At 57.3% G+C, this 25609-nt stretch carries 24 protein-coding genes; 4 read left to right on the top strand and 20 right to left on the bottom strand.

What is annotated here, in order from left to right:
- Nucleotide 1: 1 nt before the first annotated feature.
- The 12 genes from AC6ROY_RS01220 to AC6ROY_RS01275 form a co-directional block, all read right to left on the bottom strand.
- Nucleotides 2-1198 carry a glycosyltransferase gene (locus AC6ROY_RS01220; RefSeq protein WP_500098133.1) on the bottom strand — a complete coding sequence of 399 codons (1197 nt, stop codon included), beginning with the start codon at nt 1196-1198 and terminating at the stop codon, nt 2-4.
- A gap of 4 nt (nt 1199-1202) precedes the next feature.
- Nucleotides 1203-2552, bottom strand: a complete 1350-nt coding sequence (locus AC6ROY_RS01225; RefSeq protein ID WP_500098134.1) for an oligosaccharide flippase family protein — start codon at nt 2550-2552, stop codon at nt 1203-1205.
- Nucleotides 2553-2558: 6 nt separating this feature from the next.
- Nucleotides 2559-4283, bottom strand: coding sequence for a hypothetical protein (locus tag AC6ROY_RS01230; protein WP_500098135.1), 1725 nt, complete (start codon nt 4281-4283; stop codon nt 2559-2561).
- 42 nt (nt 4284-4325) lie between these two features.
- Entirely contained in the window at nt 4326-5600 is a 1275-nt protein-coding gene (locus AC6ROY_RS01235; RefSeq protein WP_500098136.1) for an efflux RND transporter periplasmic adaptor subunit, read from the bottom strand.
- Entirely contained in the window at nt 5597-7033 is a 1437-nt protein-coding gene (locus tag AC6ROY_RS01240) for a hypothetical protein (protein ID WP_500098137.1), read from the bottom strand. The genes AC6ROY_RS01235 and AC6ROY_RS01240 overlap by 4 nt, the downstream gene beginning before the upstream one ends.
- Nucleotides 7014-8240: a glycosyltransferase family 4 protein gene (locus tag AC6ROY_RS01245; protein WP_500098138.1), complete on the bottom strand. Its 1227-nt coding sequence runs from the start codon at nt 8238-8240 to the stop codon at nt 7014-7016. Before AC6ROY_RS01245 ends, AC6ROY_RS01240 begins: the two co-directional genes overlap by 20 nt.
- Nucleotides 8237-9394, bottom strand: coding sequence for a glycosyltransferase (locus tag AC6ROY_RS01250; RefSeq protein ID WP_500098139.1), 1158 nt, complete (start codon nt 9392-9394; stop codon nt 8237-8239). Before AC6ROY_RS01250 ends, AC6ROY_RS01245 begins: the two co-directional genes overlap by 4 nt.
- A gap of 15 nt (nt 9395-9409) precedes the next feature.
- Nucleotides 9410-10786, bottom strand: a complete 1377-nt coding sequence (locus AC6ROY_RS01255; RefSeq protein ID WP_500098140.1) for a UDP-glucose dehydrogenase family protein — start codon at nt 10784-10786, stop codon at nt 9410-9412.
- 38 nt (nt 10787-10824) lie between these two features.
- On the bottom strand, nt 10825-11514 hold the full coding sequence (locus tag AC6ROY_RS01260) for a sugar transferase (RefSeq protein ID WP_500098141.1): 690 nt from the start codon (nt 11512-11514) through the stop codon (nt 10825-10827).
- 16 nt (nt 11515-11530) lie between these two features.
- The gene (gene galU, locus AC6ROY_RS01265) at nt 11531-12424 is read right to left on the bottom strand and encodes a UTP--glucose-1-phosphate uridylyltransferase GalU (RefSeq protein WP_500098142.1); all 894 of its coding nucleotides are present in this window, start codon (nt 12422-12424) and stop codon (nt 11531-11533) included.
- A gap of 321 nt (nt 12425-12745) precedes the next feature.
- A complete protein-coding gene (locus tag AC6ROY_RS01270; protein ID WP_500098143.1) occupies nt 12746-13384 on the bottom strand; it encodes a CpsD/CapB family tyrosine-protein kinase in 639 nt (212 codons plus the stop codon).
- Complete coding sequence (locus tag AC6ROY_RS01275; RefSeq protein ID WP_500098144.1) at nt 13365-14117, bottom strand: YveK family protein; 753 nt, start codon at nt 14115-14117, stop codon at nt 13365-13367. The genes AC6ROY_RS01270 and AC6ROY_RS01275 overlap by 20 nt, the downstream gene beginning before the upstream one ends.
- 299 nt (nt 14118-14416) lie before the next feature.
- Between AC6ROY_RS01275 and AC6ROY_RS01280 the strand changes: the two genes are divergently transcribed.
- Nucleotides 14417-14575, top strand: a complete 159-nt coding sequence (locus AC6ROY_RS01280; RefSeq protein ID WP_500098145.1) for a hypothetical protein — start codon at nt 14417-14419, stop codon at nt 14573-14575.
- Between the two features lie 211 nt (nt 14576-14786).
- Nucleotides 14787-17603, top strand: coding sequence for a PA14 domain-containing protein (locus AC6ROY_RS01285; protein ID WP_500098146.1), 2817 nt, complete (start codon nt 14787-14789; stop codon nt 17601-17603).
- Nucleotides 17604-17684: 81 nt separating this feature from the next.
- On the opposite strand, the gene AC6ROY_RS01290 is transcribed toward AC6ROY_RS01285, so the two are convergent.
- The 7 genes from AC6ROY_RS01290 to AC6ROY_RS01320 form a co-directional block, all read right to left on the bottom strand.
- The gene (locus tag AC6ROY_RS01290; protein WP_500098147.1) at nt 17685-18824 is read right to left on the bottom strand and encodes a glycosyltransferase family 4 protein; all 1140 of its coding nucleotides are present in this window, start codon (nt 18822-18824) and stop codon (nt 17685-17687) included.
- A gap of 5 nt (nt 18825-18829) precedes the next feature.
- Nucleotides 18830-20662 carry an ABC transporter ATP-binding protein gene (locus tag AC6ROY_RS01295; RefSeq protein ID WP_500098148.1) on the bottom strand — a complete coding sequence of 611 codons (1833 nt, stop codon included), beginning with the start codon at nt 20660-20662 and terminating at the stop codon, nt 18830-18832.
- On the bottom strand, nt 20659-21132 hold the full coding sequence (locus AC6ROY_RS01300; protein WP_500098149.1) for a S24/S26 family peptidase: 474 nt from the start codon (nt 21130-21132) through the stop codon (nt 20659-20661). The genes AC6ROY_RS01295 and AC6ROY_RS01300 overlap by 4 nt, the downstream gene beginning before the upstream one ends.
- A complete protein-coding gene (locus AC6ROY_RS01305) occupies nt 21116-21403 on the bottom strand; it encodes a PqqD family protein (protein ID WP_500098150.1) in 288 nt (95 codons plus the stop codon). Before AC6ROY_RS01305 ends, AC6ROY_RS01300 begins: the two co-directional genes overlap by 17 nt.
- Nucleotides 21400-22305 carry a hypothetical protein gene (locus AC6ROY_RS01310; protein WP_500098151.1) on the bottom strand — a complete coding sequence of 302 codons (906 nt, stop codon included), beginning with the start codon at nt 22303-22305 and terminating at the stop codon, nt 21400-21402. Before AC6ROY_RS01310 ends, AC6ROY_RS01305 begins: the two co-directional genes overlap by 4 nt.
- Before the next feature lie 58 nt (nt 22306-22363).
- On the bottom strand, nt 22364-23326 hold the full coding sequence (locus AC6ROY_RS01315; protein ID WP_500098152.1) for a nucleotidyltransferase family protein: 963 nt from the start codon (nt 23324-23326) through the stop codon (nt 22364-22366).
- 164 nt (nt 23327-23490) lie between these two features.
- Nucleotides 23491-23697 (bottom strand): helix-turn-helix domain-containing protein, encoded by a 207-nt coding sequence (locus AC6ROY_RS01320; RefSeq protein ID WP_500098153.1) that lies wholly within the window; start codon nt 23695-23697, stop codon nt 23491-23493.
- 356 nt (nt 23698-24053) lie between these two features.
- Here AC6ROY_RS01320 and AC6ROY_RS01325 point away from each other — a divergent pair, with 356 nt between their 5' ends.
- Nucleotides 24054-24218, top strand: a complete 165-nt coding sequence (locus tag AC6ROY_RS01325; RefSeq protein WP_500098154.1) for a hypothetical protein — start codon at nt 24054-24056, stop codon at nt 24216-24218.
- Between the two features lie 149 nt (nt 24219-24367).
- Complete coding sequence (locus AC6ROY_RS01330; RefSeq protein WP_500098155.1) at nt 24368-25147, top strand: metallophosphoesterase; 780 nt, start codon at nt 24368-24370, stop codon at nt 25145-25147.
- 39 nt (nt 25148-25186) lie between these two features.
- Here AC6ROY_RS01330 and AC6ROY_RS01335 read toward each other — a convergent pair whose 3' ends face one another.
- Nucleotides 25187-25609: a hypothetical protein gene (locus tag AC6ROY_RS01335; RefSeq protein ID WP_500098156.1), complete on the bottom strand. Its 423-nt coding sequence runs from the start codon at nt 25607-25609 to the stop codon at nt 25187-25189.

Below are 25609 nucleotides of genomic sequence, written 5' to 3' on the forward strand. Positions count from 1 at the left end.
TTCACCCTGCTCCTTCTCTGATCCGTTTAGTTGTCGCGCCTTCAATCACCTGCGTCAGCTTGCGTAAAATAGCCCCGTCCGAATAAGCGGCGCGGAACAGCTTCCGCGCGCCCTGCTCCAGACGGCGGCGCAGCCCGCTGTCGGCGTACACGCGCCGCATCGCGTCAGCCAACGCCGCCTGATCGAGATCCGGCACCAGGAAAATGTTGTCCAGGTCGCGGAAATCATGGTCGGTCTCCGAGCCGTCGATCGCGATAATCGGCCGGCCGCTGCGCAAGTAAGCCGCGATGATTCCCCGCCGGCCCGACGGGCCGCTAGCCTCCACGTACACATTAGCTATACTGCCATGCAGCGTATCGCTCAGCTCGTCATCATCGACGAAGCCGCGGATCACAAGCCGCTCCTCAACCCCATGGGCGGCTGCCAGCTCGCGCAGCGCCTGCATGCGGGCCGACTTCGGATCGAAGCCGCCGATCAGCACAAGCCGCAGCTCCGGCTGCTGCGCCGCCAGCTCCGCGAAGGCGAGCACCAGCTGATCCAGCCGCTGCAGCGCCGAAACCGTTCCGAACCACGTCATATACGGGTACGGGTATTGCGGCGTGCGCAGATGGTCAGCCTTGCGCCCGCTCACATTGCCAGCCGGTATCCGGTGAACCTTGGTGCTCCAAAGACCGCGCTTCAGGAGCCGTTCCCGCTTATCATTCGTAATAATGAGAGAACGGCTGCTCAAGCCGATCGTCAGCAGCTGCAGCCGATGGCAACAAGCGAGCACAAACGATTTGGGCCGAACGCCCCAATCCACAAACAGCTCATGCAAATACACGATAACCGGCACACGGAAGCACAGCCCCATCCATAGCGGCAGCAGCGATGCGATCGGCGCAACCCCGGCCTTGCCCCACATATGGGGCACATACTGAAACAGCACCACATCCGGCCGTTCTGTCCGGCAGACGCGGGCTACAACGCGAAACAGCTCCCGGTAGCCGCGATACAGATGGACAGAAGCCGCCCCTGCCGCCGCTTCCTCAGCGGCCAGCCCGGCGTCGTGCGGGCGTGCGCCGCCGTCAGGACGCTCGCCGATGACCGAGACGGTGTAGCTTCCTCCGCGCAGCAGCTTTTCGACAAACACGGTATGATCGGACAGCCCGTTGCGGACCGGATGCACGTATTTCGTCAACACCAGCACTTTTTTCACTCGGCTACCCCTTTCCCTCTGATTCGGCCGCTACGCCCATCGCCGGAGCAGCGGGCTTGCGCCCGAAACGCCGTCCGCCTTGCAGCACTGTCTGGAACAAAGCCCGGAACGAATCCGGATACAGGTAAAACAGCTTGCCGGGCGACAGCCCCATCTTCGTGCACCGGACCAGCATAAAGCTCCATTTGGCCAAGGCCATCGTAACGACCCCCAGCGCCGCCCCCACGCCCTGCAGCGGCTGGACGAGCAGCAGCGTCATGCCGACTCCGCAAGCAAGACCAAGCACCTCGGACAAAGAGACGAAATGAAATTTGCCCTCGGTCGAGACATAATTCGTCAGCACCGAATAAGCGATATTTATCGGCGTACAGATCAGCAGCACCTGCCCCATCAGCACGGAATCCGCAAACTCGGCGCCGTATACCAGCGGAATCGCAAACGGAATGACGCAAGCCGCCGCTCCGGCCATCAGCAAGGTCGCATAAAACAAGGTGCCGTGCATGCGCTCCACCTGCTTCTGCCGACGATCAAGCGCCAGGTCCATCAGCTTCGGAAACAAAAAGGTGCCCAGCGCCCCCGTAATGACCGACGGCAGCATGGACGCGATGCTTGACGATACCGTATACAAGCCGAGCATGTAGGTCGTCAGAAACAAGGAAATAATAAGCTGATCCAGATTGCCGCCGAACGCCGACACCAGTCCGACGGAGTAAATTTGCAGCCCTTTGTTGAACAGCTCCCGCCCTGTCTGCCATACCCGCGTTATTTTCGGCCGAACGCTCGTCGTGACCCAGGTGAAGGTCAGCAGAAACAGCAGGCATGACCAGCTCAGGCTGCCGATAATAAAGTTGCGGACGGTGTAAGCGTCAAACAGCAACAGTCCGGCAATGACGAGCAGCACGCCGATCGGATTTAAAACCCGCAGCAGCAGTACGCGCCGAAACATGTTCAGCGTCTGCAGCGTGCCGATCAGCCCGTCGGCCAGCAGCCCGAACGGAACCGCCAGCATCGCAATTTGCGCAAAGACAACTACATGCTCGGCATGGCCCGCCAGCAGCATCGGCAGGAACGTTTCGCCGACAACCAGCGCGATCAGCCCCATGCTGACGCCCAGCACCAGGTACACCCCGAACAGCTCACGCTGCCTGTCCGGATTTTTTTTACCGAGAAAAATGACCGCCCCCGGCAGGCCGAGCGTAAACAGCATCGTCAGCAGCATGCTCCAGCGGGTGGCGGTCGCAAGCTCCCCGCGTCCTTCCGGACCGAGGTAGCGGGCGCTGATAATGCCAGTGATCAGATTGATCAGGATGACCAGCACATTAATGGAAAGACTGGAGAGGAATAAGCGCTTCATGCGTGCCTACCTTTGCTTTAATGTTTTCACGAGCCGTTTCGCTTCGCCAAGCGGGGTGTCAATCGTTTCATAAATGTTCACGATGAGCGGACTTTCGATCTGATCGGTATATAAATTGCTGAAGGTGAACATCTGCTTGGCGCTGACGAGACGGTTCATGCCGGTGAACGACAGCGTCTCCGACCCAATAGTGCGGCCCAGCTGATCCTGCAGCTCCACCTTCATCTTGGAGAAGTTCTGATTCACGACGATATTGTCCTCCCGGCTGATGTCCAGCGTCATCGTCATCCTGTAGCTGTAGGAGCCAGCGTTATACAACGGCGCGACAAACCAGTCCGAGAGCTTCACATTAAACGGATAAAAACGCATCAGATCGCCGCTTGCCGTCTCTTGCACCCGCGTCTGGAACGATGCGATCGGCACATAATACGGGGCCGCCGTCTTGCCGTCGAGCAGATTCATCACCAGGCTTTCGCCCGTTTCCGTGCTGGGCACGTTGAAGGAATAGCTGACGATATAGCCAAGATTGGAAATCAAGTTCGAATCCACGGTCGCCTGGCGTGTACCGAGATAGCTGTAGCCGTCCGGCGTACGCAGCTCCGCCTGAAAGTCAGGGAGCGCCACCGGGCTGTCCAGCCTGTTGCGCAGCTTGAACTTCGCAACAACGGTCTGGTAGCCTTCGCCTTCCGCGCCATGCAGATGCAGCTCGGCCAGCGAGACGTCGATGCCTTGGCGCACAAGCCTGTTCAGCGGATCAAAGGAAATGACCGCTCCCGGATGGTACATTTGCAGCTTCTGGAGCTCATGCTTCTGCCCCTCGGCTTCCTGCAGGTCGATGACCATCCGCCCGATCGAGTAGTCCAGACTCGTCTTGTCGGGGTAAACGAAGCTTTCCGGTGAAAGCACAACGAGACGGTTCAGCTGCACCCCGTTGTCAACGGGGATGGCGAAGTACATGTATTGCTTGGCGCCTGCTTCCAGCGTGCCTGCAGGTATGACCGGCTTTTGGCCCTTGAACCCTTTGGCGTCCGCCTGACCGTCGATTTTCAGCTGGGGAATGGCTTCTTTTTTCGTCCCTTTGTTTTCGACCAGCAGCGTGATGAAAGCAACAGGGCCTTCCGGCTGGTTCTGATAGAAGAGGCTGACCGGCGTAAACGTGAGCGACGACGAAAATACAGGCAGCGTGAACGCTTCGTTCCACGAACGCACAAGCGCGCTGGCCGGGACAGCCGAGCCCTCCCCTTTCCACTGCAAGCCGTCGATCGGAATGCTTAATACGGTCTTTTCTTTTTGCGGGTATTCAAATTCATCAATTTCGATCCAATCCAGCGCAGACAGCTCCAGATGGTCGCTGCGTTCGATCACGATCAGATAGCTCAGCTCCACCTTCTCCTGCGACTGGATGGAAGTCGTATTGGCCGCGCTTGGACGAAGCGTATACGTCGTGCCGTCCGCCGTTTTCATCCGCAGCTCATAATCCGGCACACGCCGCGTCCGGTCGGACGTATTATGCAGCCGCACGACAGCCCCGATCCGGGTTTCGCTGCCCGCATTTTCATTCAGCACGCTTTTGATTTCCGCATGGATCGCATCCGTCAGCTGATAAGAAACGGCGGCAGACACGGCAGCCGGAGCGGCTGTCTCCGCGGCCCACGCCGCTGTCGCAGTCGGAACACATAAGGCGGCAGACAACATCCAGACCGTCAGCCGGCGCTTCCAAAGCTTTTTCACAGTTCGTTACCTCGCTTTATCGTTGGTCTAGAGCAAGGATGGTTACGGTGTCAGCTGCACCTGGTCCTTGTCGTTCAGATGGTTTTGTCCGGAAATGACGAGCTGTTCGCCTTCCTTGACGCCGACCAGCACTTCCTGATGCAGCTCATCCTGGCTGACCCGGCCCAGCTCGACTCTACGCCGCTCGACCGTATCGCCGGTTAATACAAATACAAAGGTATCGTCCGCTTTTCTCACGATGCTCGTCACCGGCACAGCCAGCGCAGTCTGCTGCCGCTCATCCAATAGCTGCACTCTTGTTCGGGTGCCCGGCATCAGCTTGAGCGCTTCATTCGGGGCCTCCAGATTCAGCTCGTAGCCCTTGGCCTGCGTATCCATAACCGGCGACAGGTAGGTTACCTTGCCCTGCACCTTCTCCGTCGTTCCGGGAATATGGAACGTCATCTCCGTCCGTTCGCGCACCGGCTTCATATAAGCCTCGGGAACAAACGCTTTAATTTTCACCGGGTTCATCTTCTGAATGACCGCAATCCGTTTGCTTCCGTCGGCGATCATGCCTTTCTCCAGCGTCTGCTCGGTCAGCACACCCGAGATCGTCGCCTTGATCACGTAATTTTCCGCCGCAGACGCCAGCTTCTCCACAGCCAGCTGCGCATCCTTGAGCTGCATCGTCAGCGCAGTCAAATTGTCCTGGTTGTTTAACGTCTGCAGCTGGCGCTTCAACAGCTCCAGGTCAAGCTGCGCGTTTTTCAGCCTGACCTCGGCTTCCTGCACCGGCGTCTTCGTAATGCGCCCGGCGTCATAATCGTTTTTTAGCTTGTTCGTATTCCGCGTCAGGTCGGTCAGCCCTTGCTCGGCCTTAAGAATCGAATTTTGCAAACCGGCACGCGCAATTTCGCGCTCCTTCTTCGCCGCACTGATCGCTTCGTTTGCATGTTGCACATTCAGCGCCGCTCTTGTCCGCTCATGCTCGGCATCCTTGGCATACAGCCGGGCGATCACATCGCCCTCCTGGACCTGATCGCCCCGCTGCTTCAGCACCTCGACAACTTCCCCCTGCGCTTTGGCAAACAGCTCCAGCTGAACCGAAGACATCATATCCGCGATCAGCTCCGGCGGCTCGCCAAGCTTGATCTTCTGCAGCTTGGCCACCTTTACCGCCTTGGCCGACTGCTGCTCGGCAGCTGCCGGCTGCGTACCGTCGGTGCTCCATACATTCGCGCAGCCGCTGATCACGGTGAAGCTGACGCCGACAGCAAGCGCTGCGGTCAAGCCGTGACGGGCCAGCGACGATTGTTTCCGTCGTTTTTTTCTCATGGTTGACGATTTCCTCCCTGAGTAAGCGTCCATCTATCCAAAAAACCGATGCTTAGCCAAATCAGCGCGCATACCGAATAATTTCCCCCGTTGGACCATGCTCCGATCGTCGCAACAAGCATCCCGAGCACAATAAGCACCGACGTCTGCCGATGCCCGTACTGGAACGCGCGACGCAGCGTCTCCAGCAAAATAAGGCCGTACACAAGCCCGCCGACAACGCCCGTCGAAATCATCATATTGCTTAGATCAATTTCGGAGCTGTCGCCGGTACTGGACATTTTGGCCCCGGCCAATGTCGTGGAGCCAAGCCCATGTCCGATCGGATTGACGATGCCCTTGATCATGCCATTCACAAACATCGCCCAATGGATGCCTGCCGTGGAATGCTCCTCATCCAGCGGGTTCGCCAGCCCGTTGACCTGGTGCGCAATCAGCTCATTGCTGCTTTCGATCCGGCTGATGCCCAGAAATGCGGCTGTCAGCATCGCCGCCATAAGAAGCAGCGCCAGCGACCGCCCGGCAATCGTCCGGGCATGCACAATGGTCACGACAGCCAGCGCCAGGCTTGTCAAAATGACCGGCGTGCGGCTGGACTGCATAAACACGCAATACATCAGCAGCGGCAGGCATAACACGGCGCACAACCGCTGAACCGGCGTCCCCCGCAGCAAATACACCCAGAAAATGATGATCGACACGACCAGAAATGTCGTATACTCCGCCGCATTGGTGAAAAACGAAAACGCCCGCGAGCCGTCCCCGACGATCAGCGCCGCATAACCGGCGATGTCGATCCAGATTTCCTCGAAGCGGGCGAAGCCGTAGTTGATCTGCTTCAGACCGTATAAACTGCTGATAACTGCAATAAAGCACACCGCGCCATAAATCCGCTTGAGCCACGCCTCGGTCATATACAATCGGCTAAGCACCATCCAGAACAGCGGCACGACATAAAACATGATGCCGCCGAAGCCGGTTAATATGCTGCCCTGCAGCGGGTTCACGACCTGCAGCAGGTCGATGATAATCATCCAGCGGACCAGCTTGAATAGAAGCGTATCGTCAGACTTCGCGATGCCTTGCCGCCCGATGTACGTCTTATACATCCAGAGAAAGCCCATCATCAAAACCATGACCGGCGCGAAAATAACGAGCGGATCATACGAGCTCCAGCCGGAAACCGGAATGAGCATCCGGCGAAAAAAGCCGAGAAACGGCAAGTACATCAGCAGGCCGAACATCAGAATGCGCGGATCGCGAAACGACAGCGGGAGCGCCAGCAGCAGCAGCCCCATAAACATCAGCAGCCGGATTTTGCCCGGCTCCAGCGACCAGGCGCCGAGCAGGTAGCCGCCTCCGACAGCCAGCAGCAAAGCAAGCGCCCAGCGAACCGCGGGCTGCTCCTGAAATCTATGAATGAGTACGCTCAATGTCGTAGCCCCTACTTCCGTATCGTTGTTCATTCGGTTCGCGGTAAATGTCCGCCATCAGCCTGTACGTATGGTCCCAGGTAAGCGCCGACACCCGTCTGCGCGCTTCCTCTCCCAGCGACGCCCGGCGGGCCGGATCGGCCAGCACCTGGCGCAGCCGATCGGCGATATGCGCTCCGTCGCGTTCAATCCAGTAGCCGTTGACCCTGTCCTCAATCAAATCCTCGACGCCGCCCACCCGGGTCGACAGCACAACCAGCCCGGTGGCCGCCGCTTCGTGAACGACCAGTGAAAACGTCTCGTAGCTGGACGGGAATACAAACAGGTCGCTTAATCCGAACCATTCCTCCGGATTCGGACGTTTGCCGGCGAATATGACGCGAGCACGAGCCGCTTCCGCCACCTTCGGCCGATAGGCATCCGGGTCGCCCTTGCCGACGACGAGCAGATGCAGGTCCGGATGCTGCTCCGCCAGCCGATTGAAGGCGTCAATGACAAAGTCAAGCCCCTTGAGCGGCCAGTCGCCGCCCATAAACAGCAGAAACCTCCCCTGCTCCGGCAAGCCGTGCTTCACCCGCAGCGCGTGCTTCTCCGCTTCGGGTCTCGGCCGGAAGCAGGCGGTGTCTACGCCGTTCGGCACGACCTGAACCTCATGGTCCGCATAAGGAAATGCAGCCAGCAGCTCCTGCCGGACGCGTCCGGATACCGCGACAAGCTGCCGCGTCCTGCCCGGCCGGTAAATAAGCCGCTCCATGCCGAGCGCAATCGCCGAGGCCAGCGCGCTGTTCCAGCGGCGCAGCGGCGACTTGTTCAGCTTCGAGCGGGTATTGCCGGTCGCCTGCACATATCCGGCATGACAGAAATGAACCGTCGAGACGTCCGCCCGGTTCGCCACAATCGCTCCGGTCGTATGCAGCACGTCGCGCCGGAGCGCGAGCAGGCGCAGCGAAGCCATTATAGCGAACACAATCATCTTGAGCGGCACGGGCTTTGCCATGACGGGGATTTTAATAAACCGGACGCCGGCCGGATCAGCCAGCTTCATCGAAGCGGCGACAACCGTGACGTCGGCATCCCGCTTGAGCCGATGGATGACCTCTTCCAAATGCCGCTCCATACCGCCGCCGCCGCCCACGTCATGAGCGACGACCACGATTTTTTTCCTTGGGGCGCTTGTATTCCTTCCTTTGTCTGCGACTCCGGTCATCGTGCCGCCCTCCCTGTGAGCGCATCGGTTGAGCCGGGCAGCAGCGCCTGCTCGAAGGCATAAGCCAGACCGCGCTTGCTGTAACGGCGGCTGACCGCCGCCAGACCGATCTCCGCCCGGCGGTCGCGCTCAGCCGGATGGCGCAGCAGCGTGCCGATCAGGCCCGCAAGCTCCCACGCATTCCGCTCCGGCACGATCCAGCCGCCTTCCGTATCGCGCAGCAGCACCGGAATTTCTCCGCTGTCGCTGCCGATCACAGGCACGCCGCAAGCCATCGCCTCCACGATGACCCGCCCGAACTGCTCCTTCCAGTTCGGCATGGTCAGCGAAGGCAGCGCCAGCACATCCATCGTATTCATCCAACGGTGAACCTCGTTATGCTTCACGTTATCGAGGATACGGATATGGTCGGGGCAGCGGGCCTGCACACTGCGGATTTCCTCATGCAGCTCGCCCTTGCCGATAAACAGGAAGCAGACCGGCTGGTCCGCCAGCATCCGGGCGGCTTCGAGCAAGTAGCGGATGCCCTTCTCTTCGACAAACCGGCCCACAAAGCCGACAACAAACCGGTTCTCTGCGCCCAGCTCCCGTCTGAGCCGCGCCCGCTCCTCCGGCAGCAGCCGGAACTGGCTCGTGTCCACGCCCAGCGGGAACGGCAGCAGCGCGCCCTTGTATTGCTTTTTCCCAAGCACTACGCCGACATCCTGGCTGACGACTGCCGCAAGGTCCGTCCGCGCCAGCACATACTGCTCCATCCAGCGGAAGGGCAGCGGGTACGACTTCCATATATTTTGCGCGGAATAAACGACCCGCTTCATCGGCATGTTCCGTGAAGCGTAAAACGCCTGCCAGGCGCTGGCCGAATAAGGCTCCTCTTCCACGAACAGCACGTCCGGCCGGAACGCCGCAATCGCCGGACGCAAATTCGATTGATAGAAATGGAGCGGAATGCTGCGGGACAAGCCGACCTTGCGCTGCTCGATGGCGCCGGTAAACTCGGGCCATCTGGCAACCTGGACCGCGTCCGCCGAATACGTCGTACGGAAGTTCGCCGGTACAATCAATTGAACCGTATGGCCCAGCGCTTCCAGCTCGGCATAAAACTGCTGGTTTACATCGGTCACGCAGGGATGGCTGATCGCCATAATTTTCATCGTCATCTCTCCACCTTACGGATGAACGTGCGCCGGCTGCCGGCTTGCTCCGCCCCGGATGCCCACGCCCTCATAGTCCAGCTCCTGCCCGTACGCCTCGGCGCATGCGTTGCGCCCGTCGATCCACAGCGGGCGGGCCATCCACGCCTTCACCTGCTCCGCGCCGATCTCGGCATACTCCGGCCATTCCGTAACAAGCAGTGCCGCATCGGCGCCCTCCAGCGCCTCCTGCACCCGCTCGCACGACCGGACTCCGACCGGCAAAAAGCGGGCCGACTTGGGCAGCGCAATCGGGTCATGCACCCGCACCGCCGCGCCTTCCCGAAGCAGCTCCTGAATAATCGGCAAGCTCGGCGCCTCGCGGATATCATCGGTGCCGGGCTTGAAGGTCAGACCAAGCACGGCAATTTGCTTGCCGTCCAGCGTTCCCAGGCTGGCGCGCGCTTTCTCGATCAGCTTGAACTTCTGCGCATGATTAACCTCGATCACCGCCGCCAGCAGCTTGAAATCATAGCCGTTCGTATCGGCAATATGATGCAGCGCCCGCGTGTCCTTGGGAAAGCAGCTTCCGCCATAGCCGATGCCGGCGTGCAAAAACGCCCGGCCGATCCGCTCGTCTGCGCCGATCACCTCGGCTACCCGCCGCACATCCGCGCCGACAGCGTCGCAGACGTTGGCGATTTCATTGATGAAGCTGATTTTCATCGCCAGAAACGCATTTGCCGCGTATTTGGCCAGCTCCGCGCTGCGCAAATCGACCGCCATAAACGGCACCGCCGCCAAGGCTTGCGGCCGGGGCGCAAACGCCGGCGCTGCAAAGCTTTGCTCCAGCAGCGCCTCGTACATCCGGCGCAGCGCGCCGATCGCCGCCGCATCGCCGCCAACCACGACGCGCTCCGGGTACAGCGTATCGGATACGGCGCGCCCTTGGCGCAAAAACTCCGGATTCGAGGCGATGCTTACCCGATCCTGAAGGCCAAATAACCGAATCTTGTCCGCAATGCTGTCGGCCGTACCGACCGGAACCGTGCTTTTGTTAACAAGCACAGTCGGCGACGGCTTGCCGATCAGATGACCAAGCACCTCGTCAGCCGCTCCAAGCAAATAAGTCAAGTTAGGCGAGCCGTCCTCATTCGCCGGCGTGCCGACCGCAAAGATCAGCACCTCCGCCTCCGATACAGCTTCGTCATAGGACGTGGTGAAGCTGATCCGCTCCCCGGACTGCTGCAGCAGCTGCTCCAGACCAGGCTCATAGATCGGCATCCGTCCGTCCTTCAGCCCTTCGATCTTCTGTTCATCAATATCGACGCAGACGACCTGATGACCGAGGAAGGCCAGCGAGATGCCGGTCGTCAGTCCGACGTAGCCCGTTCCAATGACGGTAACGTTCATGATTAACTTCTCCTTACCCCACTTGGTTAGTTGAATGATCAGTACGAATTTTTCGGAAACAGCATAATCCAAACCGTCCGCAAAATCAGCTTCACGTCAAGCCAGACGCTGCGGTGACGAATATAATATAAATCCAGCTCCACCATCTGCTCGAAGGACAGCCCGTTGCGGCCGCTTACCTGCCACAGCCCGGTGCAGCCGGGAACGACAAGCAGACGCTGCTTGTCGTAGCCGGTATATTGGTCCACCTCGCGCTGCAGCGGAGGACGCGGTCCTACGAGGCTCATCTCGCCCTTGAGCACGTTCCACAGCTGGGGCAGCTCATCGAGGCTCGTGACCCGCAGCACCTTGCCAACCTTCGTAATCCGCGGGTCGTCCTTCATTTTGAACATCGCGCCCTGAACTTCATTCCGCGCCAGTAAATCCTTCAGCAGTTCCTCCGCGTTCCAGACCATCGACCGGAACTTGTACATCGCAAACGGCTTGCCATCCTTGCCAATCCGCATTTGCCGGAAAAAAACGGTCCCCTTCGGGTCCTCAAGCTTGATAACGATCGTGATGACGGCAAACACCGGCAGCAGCAGCAGCAATCCGGCCAATGAGCCGAACATATCCATGGTCCGTTTCGCCCACAAATACGTTTTCCGCGGCTCGGCGTTTGCCTGCACGCTGCTTTCCTTATAATAATGTCGCGCGCTTAATGCGTCCGCTTTATTGGTGTCCGACATCGTCTATGGTCCTCCTCTAACCGATTGCCTGCGGCCAGCTGCTTTCTTCAACCATTTGTCCCATCGCCCGCAGCAGCGGGGCGCGCAGCTCAGGGTTGCGCATTGCGAACTCCAGCGTTGTCAAAATAAAGCCGAGCTTCTCGCCGACATCGTACCGCTTGCCGTCAAAGTGATAAGCGAAGACGCGCTGCGCCTCATTCAGCTTCTGAATCGCATCGGTCAATTGAATTTCGCCGCCTGCGCCCTCCAGCTGCAGATCAAGGAACGGGAAAATATCCGGCGTCAGCACGTATCGGCCCATAATCGCCAGGTTCGACGGCGCCTTGCCAAGCGGCGGCTTTTCGACGAACGCCTTCACCTCGTACAGCTCGCCCGCCTTGCTGATCGGGTCGATAATGCCGTAGCGCTGCGTCTCCTGATCGGACACAGGCTGTACGCCAATCACCGACGAGCCGGTCTCGTTGTATTGGTCAATCAATTGCTTGAGGCACGGCTCCTTGTCGCTCATGACAATGTCGTCGCCGAGCAGCACGGCAAACGGCTCATCGCCGATAAACCGCCGGGCGCACCAAACCGCGTGGCCGAGACCTTTCGGCTCCTTTTGCCGGATGTAATGAATATCAACGCGCGCCGACCGCTGCACTTCCTCCAGCAGCTTGAGCTTGCCCTTCTCGGCCAGATTGCTTTCCAGCTCGAAGGCATGGTCGAAATGATCCTCGATCGCCCGCTTTCCTTTGCCGGTCACGATAATAATGTCTTCGATTCCCGACGCAACCGCTTCTTCGACAATATATTGAATGGTAGGCTTGTCGATAATAGGAAGCATTTCCTTCGGCATTGCCTTTGTAGCCGGAAGGAACCGGGTCCCGAGCCCCGCTGCAGGGATGATTGCTTTTCTAACTTTTTTCATCAATTTATTCCTCCACTTCATGAGAGTCTTTTACTGGAAAAACTAACTATACCGTCTTCATTCTCTCGCTGTTTTTCAAGCTCCGGCAAAACGGCATAAGTAGAGTTTCCAAGCTGACCCGTACAACTTGCTGCTTGAGCTTTGCTCAAAACTACATTTTAATCGTATAAAATGGGGCATCGAACCCCCCCTCACGCCACACCCCTGACAACGAGTGTCTAAGGTGTTCCCACCCACAGCATGGCCGAGTGTCTACAATGATAAAGGTACAGTAGACATTACCTGTCCCTGCCGCAGCAGGATTGGATGTATAGGGTTCAACTAGGCTTTAATGCTTCTATCCTTGTTCATCAGCACGCCCAGCACATTGGCCTTTACCCGATCCAGCTCTTCCCTGGACCGCTTGGCCACATTCCGCTTGACCTTGCCTTGCTCCACGACAAACACAACCCCATCGCATTTGGCGCTCACAATTTTGGCGTCAATATGACCGATCACCGGCGGCGTATCGACGACCACCATATCGAACTGCTGCCTCAGCCTTGCCAGCAGCGCATCCATCCCGGACGACGACAGCAGGTCGGAAGCGCGGGCAGCCTCGGTGCCGGCATACAGCAGCGATAAGTTACTCAGCCCGGAAGCGCGCAGCGACTCCTCCAGCTCGCTCGTCTGGCTCAGGACATTCGTCAAGCCCTTCGTATTCGGGTCGCCATAGAAGGCGTGAACGCCCGGCTGCCGGACATCCGCATCGATAAGCAGCGTTTTTTTGCCTGAGCGGGCATAAGCGGCCGCCAGATTGACGGCTGTTGTCGTACGCCCTGCCTTCCGCTCGGCCGACGTCACGGCGACCGTTTGAATCGCCCGCTCGGCGGTCGATTTGAAATCAATATTGACCCGCAGCTCCACATAAGCCTCTGACAGCCCGCGAGAGAGCGATTCATTAGTTTTCAACCGTGGCATAGGCGGCTTCTCCTCCTTGATGGCGCGACTTCACTTGCTTCTGCGCTCCCCGCTGGTTCCGCATGACCGGCACTGAAGCGAGCAGCTCAAGCCCCATGACGCTCGCAACGTCCTGCTCCGTCTTGAGCGTATCGTCAAGAAACTCCAGCAGCAGAACAATCCCGAGAGCAAACACCAATGCCACGAAGGCGCTGATAAACACGTACAGGTTCGACTGCTGATTGATCGGAACCGGCCGGTCGTTCATCTCCGCATTATGCAAAATTTCAATATTATTAACCTTCATGATTTTCGGGATTTCGGTCTGAAAGACGGCGGTAACCGCGTTGGCGATCTGCATAGCGCGCTCATAAGAGAAATCTCTGACGCTGATCGTCATGACCTGGGTGTTGTTGATCGACTGGACGTTAATAATCTGGCTCAGCTCGCCGGGCGTCAGCTTCAGATCCGGGTAACGCTGCATCACCTTTTCCAAAATGGCCGGGGTGCGAATGATTTCCTTGTACGTATCAATGAGGCGAATGCTGTAGGCCATTGATCCCAAGTCCATCTGTTCGCTGCCAAGCTGCTCCAATTCGACGGTTTTATTGACAATAACTTTTGTCGACGCTTGGTAAATGGGCTGGTAATTGGTCTTGTTGTACATAGCCGTCGTCAGCGTAGCGATGATCACGACAAGCATGATGATCCATAACCGTTTTTTAAGTACTCGCATGAGTTCTTTGGGTTCCATACGATCCTCCGTGTTGAAAGATACACTATGTATCAGTGCTCATACCCTTACTCTATGATACAATATGTATCTTGTCAACCACTTTTTTTGTAAACTTTGTCACGAAAATTCGTAAAATTGAATAAATTAATACAAGCTTCCCCCTGTCTAGCCGAACCATTTGCTGTTCAACACTAGCCTCTCGGTGAAAAGCAATTTATTTGCTAAGCCACTAGACGTCTCGATACAAAACGTATATAATCCAATCGGATACATATCGTATCCCATGATAGAGAACACGGATTAGGAGGTGAAGGACGTTGAAAACTAAAACGTATGTAAAGCCTGCTGTGATGCAGCATGAGCAGATCCACTTCGAAACCGGCTTGTCGAGCTGCATCAAAATCGCAACGGTGGACGGCACAAATCCCGTTCAACGCGTATGCCTCAAGCCAGATAACACTTGGCATAATCTGTAAGATCGTGCTGACTGCGGCCAGGGATGAGTCCATCCCTGGTTTTGCTATGTCCGCCTGCAGACGGTCCGGCGCAACCAAGTCCTAGTCCCTATGCGCCGACTGGGCTTCACGTGCCAAGGTCATGCCTATTTAAGGAACCAGTCCGATAGGATTGGATGAGGAATAATGATAAAGTTATGGAGGAAAAATTTGACTGGATGGAGGGACATCAATGAACCGACCAAAATGGAGGCGATGGCGGCGCTCGATGCTGGCGCTGATGCTCGCATCCATGGGATTTACAGGAGCGGCCTCGTTCAGCGAAGCCACGATTCCGGATTCCCGGGCCGCTGCGGCAGAGCCGGCGTACGAGGATTGGCGGCAGCAGGAGGTGCCGTTTGGCTACCGCTCCTTCAGCCACGCTCCATGGAAAGCTTATATGGACACCTGGGACGCTGGACGTTTTCTGGAAACGCCTGCCATCGTCTTTAACGTAGCGCCGGAGGAAGCTGATGCGACAGCGCAGGTGCTGGCCGAATCGGGCATCCGCAGGGCGCGCATCGAGATCGGCTGGGGCAGTCTGTCGTACCAGGATGACGGCAAGCTGGTGCCGAACTCGGAGGCTAGTTTCACAACCATTTTGCAAGCACTGCGCAAGCACGGGATTCGTCCGCTTATTCTGCTGAACGCCAATGCCGGATTGCCTGCTCCCGCTCAGGATTTGCAGCTCAAGCTCAAGCGGCCCGCCGCCGCCGGCGCCCGAGAAATTGTGCTGGAATCGACGGCCGGCATCGTTCCCCGCTATACGGGACTGCTCCAAATGGCCTACCAGTCCATGTATCCCGTGATCACGAAGGTCGATCCGGCTACAGGCAAGGCCGAGCTGTCCGCTCCGCTGCCGCGCGCGCTGCCTGCCGGAGAGCTTACGCTGCGCAAGCTGAAATACCAGCCCTTTTCCGGAGCGAAGCTGGACAACGGCCAGACCAATCCGGCGGCGCAGGAGACGCTTAACGGCTGGCTCAAATATATCCAGACGGTGACAAAATACGTTCAGAAAACGCTCGGCACGACCAACGCCCCCGATGCGGGCTTTGATGTCGAGGTATGGAATGAATATACATTCGGCAGTCAATTTCTTGATATCAACAATTACTACACCCCCGGCCTCACGTTCAGCGAACCGCTTACCTATAGCTCCGGCGGCCAAAAGATGACCGGACCGGAAATTATTTTGCCGCGCACGATTAATTTTGTCAAAAGCAAAGCGAACAACTTGCCTGGCGTCAAGGTAATCAGCGGCTTCGCCAATCAGCGTCCGTGGGAAAACGGTACGGAAAACTGGTATGGCATGGATGGCTTCAGCCGCCATTATTACACAGGCCGGGATGTCATCGAGGAAGTCGGCTATCAGCCGCAGCAGGAGAAAATATGGAGCAACACCCAGGCGCCGAGCAGCTTTGTCCCCCGCTACATTTCTTTTTTCCCGGAAAAATGGTTTTACGCGGTGCAAACGGAGTTTATCTCACGGGATCTCCAACCGTTCCCCGGCCCCTGGAGTCTCCATAGCCGATATGCGAATCCCGGCAATGGCGTGCCCGCCGAGGTGTGGATGACGGAGGTAAATCTGGCACGCCTGAACTTCGCCCGGATGCTGATGCAGGAGACCGGCGCAGGCAGCAAGGACGCGGGGCTGCTGCGTGTGATGGAGCGGATCGGCGTGAAATCCACGCTGCGCCACTATACGTTTTTCAGCAACAAAGGGGTGAAGGCCGTTCATCTGTATGCGGCCAAGGATACCGATTTATCCAACGGCGTCATTCCGCTGGCATTCTTCGACGAGCTACGTAAAGCGAATTACGAGCTGACGCCTGCCGTACGCAGTAAATCCGGCCTTCAGCTGCAAGCGCTGGCGAATACGGTCGCTTTGATGAAAACGGGGGTGAAGCTGGATAATCCTCGGGAGCTGAAGGTCGCCTCCATCAAGGACCCGTCGCCCAAGCTGATCTTTCGTGGAGACGGCACGCAGGACAACCCTGATCAATATGAGGATCTGGCGCTGCTGCCGACCCAATTGCAGGCAGGCAAATTTGCGATCGGCTACTACGCGCTTACTCGCGATCTCGGTGAAACGCGCAACGCAAAAAAAGGGCCGCTTGATCCGGCCCGTTACGATATGGCGCCCAAAACCGTCGAAGTCACACTCGCTAATATTCAGGGGCAAGGAGCCAAGGTCAGCGCGTATGATCCAATCGACAATAAAACCGTGCCGGTTCAGCTCGTCCGTTCCACAGCCGACACGTTGACCGTCAAGCTGCAGACCGTGGATTATCCGCGCTTTCTGATCATCGAAGAGGCGACAGGCGGCCCGCTGCTGCACGATGTCAGGCTGGAGCCGAAAGCAAGCGGCGGAGCGGTGCTGTCCTTTACCCCAAATTTGACCGGACAGGCGGCTATCTCGTGGGGACCTTACCCGGTGCGGGCATCTACCGCGTTTAAGGAAATTACGTACGCCGACGAGCAGTTCAAGAAGGAAGAATCCGTCCGTGATGTCGCGCTTGTGGATTTCGATCTGGAAAATCAGGTACTCCCGGCCAGGAAAGGCTCCTGGAAATGGGTCGGCACCATCGTACCGAAGTATTCCGAGTCGTATACCTTCCTCTTGGAGTCGCCGAACTGCCGGATAGAGCTGTGGGTGGAAGGCCAGAAGCTGGTGAACTGGTGCGAAGGACCGCGCAGCGGCTCCATCGAGCTGAGGGCGGGTCAGCCCTATACGTTAAGCCTGGCTTACTCCTCCCCTTACCAGGCGTCGCAAAGCGTCAAGCTGCTGTGGGCAAGCGCCCATCAGCCGCGGGAGCTGGTTACGGCAGGCAAAGCCAATCAGGCCGCACTGGTCAATGTCACCCAGCATTCCCGCAAGTCGATCGACCTGCCGCAGATGAAGGCGGGCGACGGGGTTCGGATTCAAATGAACGCGGGAGCAACAACCGTCACCTTCCCGCAGTGGAATTACGATGTCCGGGGCGTGCTCTGGAACGCGGCGAAGCCTTAACCGGCATCGGCCGCGCCATTCAACGAAGCAAAGGCTGCTTTCCAGGTTGATGATCCTGGAAAGCAGCCTTTTGCGGACGCGTTAAGCGCGTCCTGCCGCCGCTTCCTGCTTGCTGACCAGCAGCTGCAAATTATGCTCGAACCGCTCGGCCATCTTGGAAGCGGTGAAACGCGCCTCGACCGTTGAACGGGCATTGGCGCCTAACGTCGGCAAGGACACCTGCCCGGCGATGATGCTGCTCATCAGCCCGGCGAGCTGCTCCTCGGAGCCGTCGTACAGCAGACCGTCGAAGCCGCTATTAATAATTTCCTTCGGGCCGCCGCGCCCGACGGCCAGCACGGTTTTACCGATTGCCATCGACTCTGTGATGACCATGCCGAACGGCTCCAGCAGCGAGGCATGCACCACCACATCGGTCGCCGCCAAAATCGGCGCCACCTGCTGCTGATGGCCAAGAAAGCGGACCCGCTCGGGATAAGGGGCTTGCCGGGCGATGCTCTTCAGCTCCTCTTCATACTCCGTCTCCAGGCCAAACAATGCGCCGCCAATGACAAGCATGTACACGGGCTGGTCCTTACTTACCCGGTTGAACGCCCGCAAGACGACATCCGGCCGCTTCCAGCGCTGCAGCCTCCCGAGGAAGGCAAACACAATGGCCTCCTCCGGTATGCCGTGTACGGACCGGAAGTCGCTATCCGCGCTGTTCAGCACCGGAAACTGCTGCAGGTCCACGCCCAGGCTGCTGTGCAGCACCGGCGCACGCGGCTTCAGCTTCTCCTGGCAATGCTTCGAGATCAGCGAAGGGCATAACACTCCAGCAGCCGGCAGCCTGGATACAAGTCGGTCCAGCCAATGCTTGTCGGGCACGCCGTGCTGCCACCAGACCGCCGGCTTGTTCTCCAGACGAGCGGCAATGCCGCCGTACAGATGCGCCTTGGGCATCCAGTTCACGATCAGATCAATGCGTTGACTGCGAATCAACCGGCGCAGCTGGCCGATCACCCGGAAGTACGAGGACATATTGCGCAATCGGGCCGCATTGAGCACATGGGTCCGGCAGCCCAGTTCCTGGACCTCCTGCACCAGACTTCCCTGCTGGAAAAATACAACCTCGGCCGTAAAGCGCTCCGTGTTCAGATGCTTGAGAATATCAACCATCACACGCTCCGCGCCGCCCCGTTCCGCGACGGGACTAATGACTAGCAGCTTCATTTTGCTCATTTCCTTTAACCTCCCGCCTGCATGGGCCTCATCTGCCCGCCTGCAAGCTTACTAACGTGCGGCTGGTCCATCTGCAGCTGATAAAGCCGGGCGTACAGCCCCTTTTTCGCCAGCAGCTCCGGATGGGTCCCCTGCTCTACGATCCGGCCCTCGTCTACGACGACAATCAGATCGGCATTCATAACCGTGGACAGCCGATGGGCAATAACCATCGTTGTCCGGTTGCGCATCAACCGCTCCAGCGCCTCCTGCACCTGATGCTCCGTCTCGCTGTCCAGCGCCGAGGTTGCCTCGTCGAGCAGCAAAATCGGCGCGTTTTTGAGCAGCGCGCGCGCGATCGCCAGCCGCTGCCGCTGGCCGCCGGACAGCTTCACGCCCCGCTCCCCGATTTCCGTGTCATACCCGCCGGGCAGCTCCGTAATAAAGGCATGCGCATTGGCTTCCTTGGCTGCCTTAATCAGCTCCAGCTCGCTGGCCCCCGTCTTGCCGAAGGCGATATTGTCACGGATCGTACCGGCGAACAAATACGTTTCCTGCGGCACATAAGCGGTATAGCTGCGCAGCTCTGCCAAGGACAGCGACCGGACGGGCCAGCCGTCCAGCCGAATTTCGCCCGCATCGGGTGGGTAGAAGCCCATCAGCAAATTAAAAATCGTGCTTTTCCCCGCTCCGCTTGGACCGACCAGCGCAACGACCCGGCCAGCGGGCACGCTCAGCTCGAAATCCGCGATCGCAGGTCTGGCTCCGTCATAGCTGAAGGACAGCCCCTGCAGCTCGATGCCCTGCTCCAGCCGGGGGGCGGCTGCTTGCGTCAGCAGCTCCGGGCTTTCAGCCGGCTGATCCAGCACCTGCTGAACGCGCTCCACCGCGGCAATCGACCGTTGGAACGCGCCCCAGATGGCAGCCAGCCCGGTCAGCGGCGACACGAGATGGTTCATCAAATTGACGAAGGCGAGCAACGCCCCGACCGACATCTGATCGTTCATAATAAAATAAGCGCCGATCCCAAGCGTCACGATAAAGGCAACCGTCCCGGCCGCGCTGGCGCCAACCTGGAAAAAACCGCGCAGCTTCGCCATTTTCAGCTCCAGTGCCAGCAAGCTGCTGTTTTGCCCGGCGTACTTGTCATGCACCTGCTGCTCCAGCGTAAACGAGCGGATGACCGTATGACCGGCGAAGCTGTCGTTCAGAAAGCTGTGCAAGCCTGCCAGCTTCTCGTGCAGCAGCTTGCTGTTCGCGCGGAGCAGCTTGCCGAACACCATGCCGGATACTGCCGCGATGGGACCAAGCAGCACACAGATCAGCGTAAGCTGCCAGTTGATCGCAACCAGATAGACGAAAGCCGCGATGGCCATCAACGGCAGCCGGATCATCCCCAGCAAATTGCCGCCGATCACGCCGTCAATGCTATTTGCGTCATTGGTCAGATGCGAAACCTGCTCGCCGGAATGCGTATTCCCGTAATAACGGCTGGGCAGCCTCAGCATATGGGCGAACAGATCGTTTTTCAGATCGCGCCGAATACGCTGCACCGCCGAGGTTTCCAGGTAAGTGCCGAAGAAATACATCAGACTCGTTATGGCAATGAACCCGACGCCCGTTAGCAGCAGCCGCATCACCTGCTCTCCGTCGCGAGCAACAGCCGCATCCGTCACATGCTGAAGAAACCAGGTGAAAAACAAGGTCACGCCAATATTCCCCAGCATAATCATGCAGAGCCAGAAATACGTCTCCCAATACCTCCGTACATAACGGAGCATAAAGGCCATCGGCTTGCGAAATTCCCCGATTTCCAGCAGCTTCTTTACTTTACGCTGCAGCTTCTCTGTAATCGTCATGTGACAGCCTTCATTCCCCATAATTTTCGGACCGCGCGCAAGTACGTATGAATCACCGTTGAAACAAGCGGCACACGGGTCATCAAGGCTCCCCAGCCCGTCAGCACGGCTCCGTCCGCCCGCAGCTCCAGCCGCTTCTTCCGGATGACGGTTAACCGCCCCAGCAGCTGCTCCCGGGTAAACGGCGGGTCGTCCCGATCCTGGGAATCGCCGCGACAAATGTAGAACAGCTGCTTCCCGTCCGCCACCTGCCGATAGTACCGATGCCCGACCAGCACGCCGCGGTCCGATACGTACAAAACGATGTCCCCCTGGCGCAGCGCTTGCTCCGTCAACGGCTCAAACCGGCATATATTTCCCGTCCGGATCAGCGGAAACATACTGACGCCATGCGACGGAAGCTCGACATATCCTCGGGAGCGCAGCAAGCCGCGGACGGCATGTACCGTTTGCTTACTCGCTTGCATCATGGATCAGACCAAGCTGCAGCAGCTGCTGAAGAAATGCGCGAACATCCTCCTCGGCTTCCTGCTTCGTGATGTCATATTCATCCAGCACCGCAGTCGCCAGCACATCCGGTGTCCGGGCTTGCTCCAGCTTCGACCAGATCAGCCCTCCCACCTCGTTCAGCTTCGTAATCGTATACTGATCGGCGTGCATAATGACCCACTCGCCATCCACCTCAAACGCCTCCGCATGACCTGTTCGCCGGTAGGACGCCGATACGACTGGATTTGTCATGAAATTTCCTCCCAAAATGTTTCATTTTTCTGAAAATGAAGCTCGTACGCAGGCACATGCTCAATAAGCCGCCTGCACAGCCGCAACACCTTCCGCGTTTCCTCGGGATCATGCGCCCAATAAAATACCCGGCTCATCACCCCGACAACCCCCTCGCTTTTAGGCACAGGCAAACGCTGATTGACCAACGCCTGCCGCAGAAACTGAATCGCCGCCAGCGGATAAGGCCCCTTCAGCTCCGGCATGCGCGTATCGCTGCGAAACGGCGACGTATACACCTGAACACCGGTGTCGGTCACCTTGATCAGAGTCGCCTCATCGGACAAAATCGGGCGCGGGAACGACAGCTGGGCAACGGTCGATTTGCCGGCTCCGGAATGGCCCGCGAACAAATACGAACGGCCATCCTGCAGCAGGCACGAGGAATGCACCAGCAGCCCCCATTCGCGGTACGTCAGAAACGCGCTGAAAACGTTGACGAGCGCATGCTTGAGCGCAAAGTCATCGTAGACGCCCACGTCAGCCCGGCTGTAGTCGCCGGCGGCCTTGATTACATAATCCGAGCGCAGGTACGTAATCGTGCCGCCATCCGATTGCGCTTCAACCTCATAATCGACAAACGGCTCGCCGTAGCCGTCCCTCAGGCTGATGACCAGGTCGGCTGCGGCCGTTGCTTCGGTAACTCCCATTCCGGAAACTGCGGCTGCGGCGACCTCGATTCCGGCAGCTGCGGCTGCGGCGACTTCCGTTCCGGCAGCTGCGGCTGCGGCGTTCCGGCCGTCCGGCTGAAGCTCCATCACCTGCAGCTCGGCAAATTTGTCCTTGATATAGCTTGCAATCCATGCGGATTCAGTCGTAAAGACGACATGATGATCCGCGATCGTGACAGCTAGAGCTGGCATATGGAAAACTCCTTACTAGTATAGTAGATCGTGCGGGTACATCTGATCCTGCGGCCGCTTAATAAGCTTTGCGCACCGACTTGACCTGATGCTTGAGCGTATCGAAGATGAAGTGCCGGAAAAACAGCTTATACCGGTAATATTTATTTGTTTTGACGCCCAGTCGCGCTTGTCGAATCATCGGATAGTCCCAATGTGTCTCCAGCGGCTCGAACGGCAGCGGCTTGGCGTGCTGCAGCTGAGGAAACTGGTCGTACACGACTGACAGGACAGCCTGAACCCGGCGGGCCGTCTTGTCCTGGCGGGCCAACGCAAGCAGCGCATGCAGATCAATCGCTTCGCCATCCTGCGCCAGCAGCTGCACGAGGTCCAGCACGTAGCGGACGGAGTCCATCTGATGGCGGGCGCCGTGCAAACACATAAAATAAAAGGTGTGCAGCGTCGATAGCTGCTTCACATACCGGTAAGCGCCAAGCGGCTCCACGCCTTGCCAAAATGGCTCGCTGCGCAGCTCCGACCACTGCAGCTTGTCAAGCGTCCAATGCAGCTCAACCATCAAGCCGTCCTGCCGCTGCAGCCGGGCATGATGATCCTTGATAACCTCGAACTCATATCCGCATGTTTCCACCAGCGAGATCGCCTGCTTCAGCTCGGCGGCTGGCACCAGCAAATCAATGTCGCTTGTCGCTCGGGCCGCAAAATGTCCGAAGTACCTTTGGGCAAACTGAATGCCCTTCAACGGCACTACACGGCATGCCTGACTTTCGAACAGCTGCAGCAATTCATCCTCCTTATGCTTCATAAACATATTGTGGTAGCTTGCTTGCGCTGCTCGCTGCTTCAATATGTCCTGGAACCAGGCTGGGGTTTCCTGTTCACGGCCTGCCGCCTTGAGCAGATGCTGAACCTGCGGCGCAAGCACAAATAACTCGATTTCCTCCCAAAGAAGCTTGTAGTCCTCATCCGTTCGGGGAAAGGGCAGGTGGAAATGGTATAAAGCCTGCAAAAAGGGGATAAGCATGACACCCTCCAAATCATGTAATCAGGTCCGGCAGCATCTCTTTAATTAAGATACAATTCGTATCATTTAATACCTACTTTAGTACACGAATTGTATCATGTCAAGCAATTCTTACTCGTCATCCGCCGGACTTCCGGAAGCGTATTCAAGGCTAAAACTTACAGCTACTTGCTCTCGACTTCCTCCATGACATACTCTATACTGACTGAAAAATATTGGGCTATTTTTTTCAAAGTGTCATACGCAGGTTGTCGGCGGTCATTCTCATAATGAGAAAGTGCCGCGCGGGTAACTCCAAGTATTTCAGCGAGCTCTCCCTGTGTCAGCTGTCTGGTTTCTCTAAGCTGGGAAATTCGTTTTCCTAACTTCATAGTTGCCGATCCATCCTTCCACGTGAACTTGGTAGCAAGCGGTCCCCCTCATGCATGTTTAGACAAGTGCCTCAAGCTATTTGTGTACTATTATACACAATTATTATTTTCGATACAATTTGTATCTAGTTTTTTTTGTGTATTTTTTCACTCTTTTTGAATTTAGTTTCATCTGTTGTATGGTTGCACGGCAAAATTCGTATAAATTTCGTCATTTCTCAGCGAAAAGAACGAATAAATTTCCGATTTTATCCTTATTTTTAATTTATTTTTCCTACTAGTCAAGCAAGAAACCATGTAGTATAATAATCCCAGATACAAATTGTATCGAAAACAAAAATCAGGGAGTTGATCCTATGGAAAAAAAATTGTACGCCAAACCAGCTGTTATGTTCCACGATGCCATCGCTTTTGAAACCGGATTGTCGAGCTGCATCAAGGTTGCGACAGTCGACAACACGAATCCGCCGGAAAAGGTTTGCCTTCGCCCAGACTATACTTGGGGCCCTATGCCCAAGTAAGCTCGGCAGCGCGGTTACACGCATACATAGACCCGAAGCTTGCGCACTCAGCTGCGTGAGCGCCGGGTCTTTTCCCCTTGTAAACAGTTCCCATCCTCAAGCAAGCATGCTACAATTAGTAACATATTCGATACGGAAGGTGAACCGAAATGCTTCTGCTAGCCTTGTATGCGCTCGCCGGCTTGCTGCTTCTGACGCTACTGTTGTACGTGCTGCTGATTTTACCGACGCAGTGGCTCAAAGTTGAGCGAATAAGGCTGGACGCTGGTCTGGGCGTCAAAATTTTGCAGCTCAGCGATCTGCATGTGGAGCGGATGCGCGTCTCCCCTGCGCAAATCAAACAGGTCGTCGCCAGCGAGCGTCCGGATTATATTTGCGTTACCGGCGACTTCACCAAGCTTCCCTCCCAACTCCCCCGTCTGGGACATTATTTGACTGTGCTGCAGGAAAGCGGGATTCCGGCGTATGCCGTACTGGGTAATCATGACTACCAGCAGCCCAAGGTGCGCCGCCTCATTCGTTTTATCGAACAGCATCATATTCGCGTGCTCCGCAATGAATCGGTCGAGCTGCCGGGCTTTCAATTGGTTGGCATTGATGACTGGGGCAGCGGCAAAAGCCGGATTGAACATGCCTTTTCCGGTATTCCCGCCGAACGAAAATGCATCATTATTACGCATGATCCCAATCTTGTGTTGATGCTGCGGCGTCCCTACACGTATTTGATGGCCGGTCATTTGCACGGTCGGCAGCTTAATGTGCCGCTGTTTTTCCGCTTCAGACCAATGGGACCTTTGCCGGCTGCAGGTATTTACAAGGGACTGCATACGAGCAGCAACGGCGTCTTTTATATTTCGAAGGGGCTTGGGCAAACGGCGTTTAATGCCCGCTTCCTGGTACGGAGCGAGGTGACCGTACATGAGCTATAGCCTGGACCTGCTCCATACAAGCAGCGGCCCAGGCTGAAACTAGATACGCGTATTAATAAGACAGACGGGCACGCTTGCCTGGTGAAACGCCAGATAGCTGTCCGTCGCTTTGCTCCGCTGCAGCTCCGTATACTCAAGCCGTTGACGAACGAGCTGCAGCAGCGCGGCTTGTGCCGAATCCTCCATTGTATAAACCGCCGCATATTGCATATCCCCTGCGGCTGAACGCCTTCCATCCGTCAGCATCCCTGTGAACAAAATCGTCCGGTCGGGCAGCTCCAGCTCAAAATCCAGTGCAATTTGCCGCTGAACAGGCAGCAGCAGCGGACTCAGAAAATGAATTTCCGCCGCATCCACGTGGACAAGCTCCACTTTCGCCTGTCGCGACTGCACAACACGGTCATCTATGCATATGACTGAAAGCAGCGCATACATCGTCGGCAAATCGGGATTTCCCAGCAT

The organism is Paenibacillus sp. sg306046 (genome assembly GCF_059821225.1).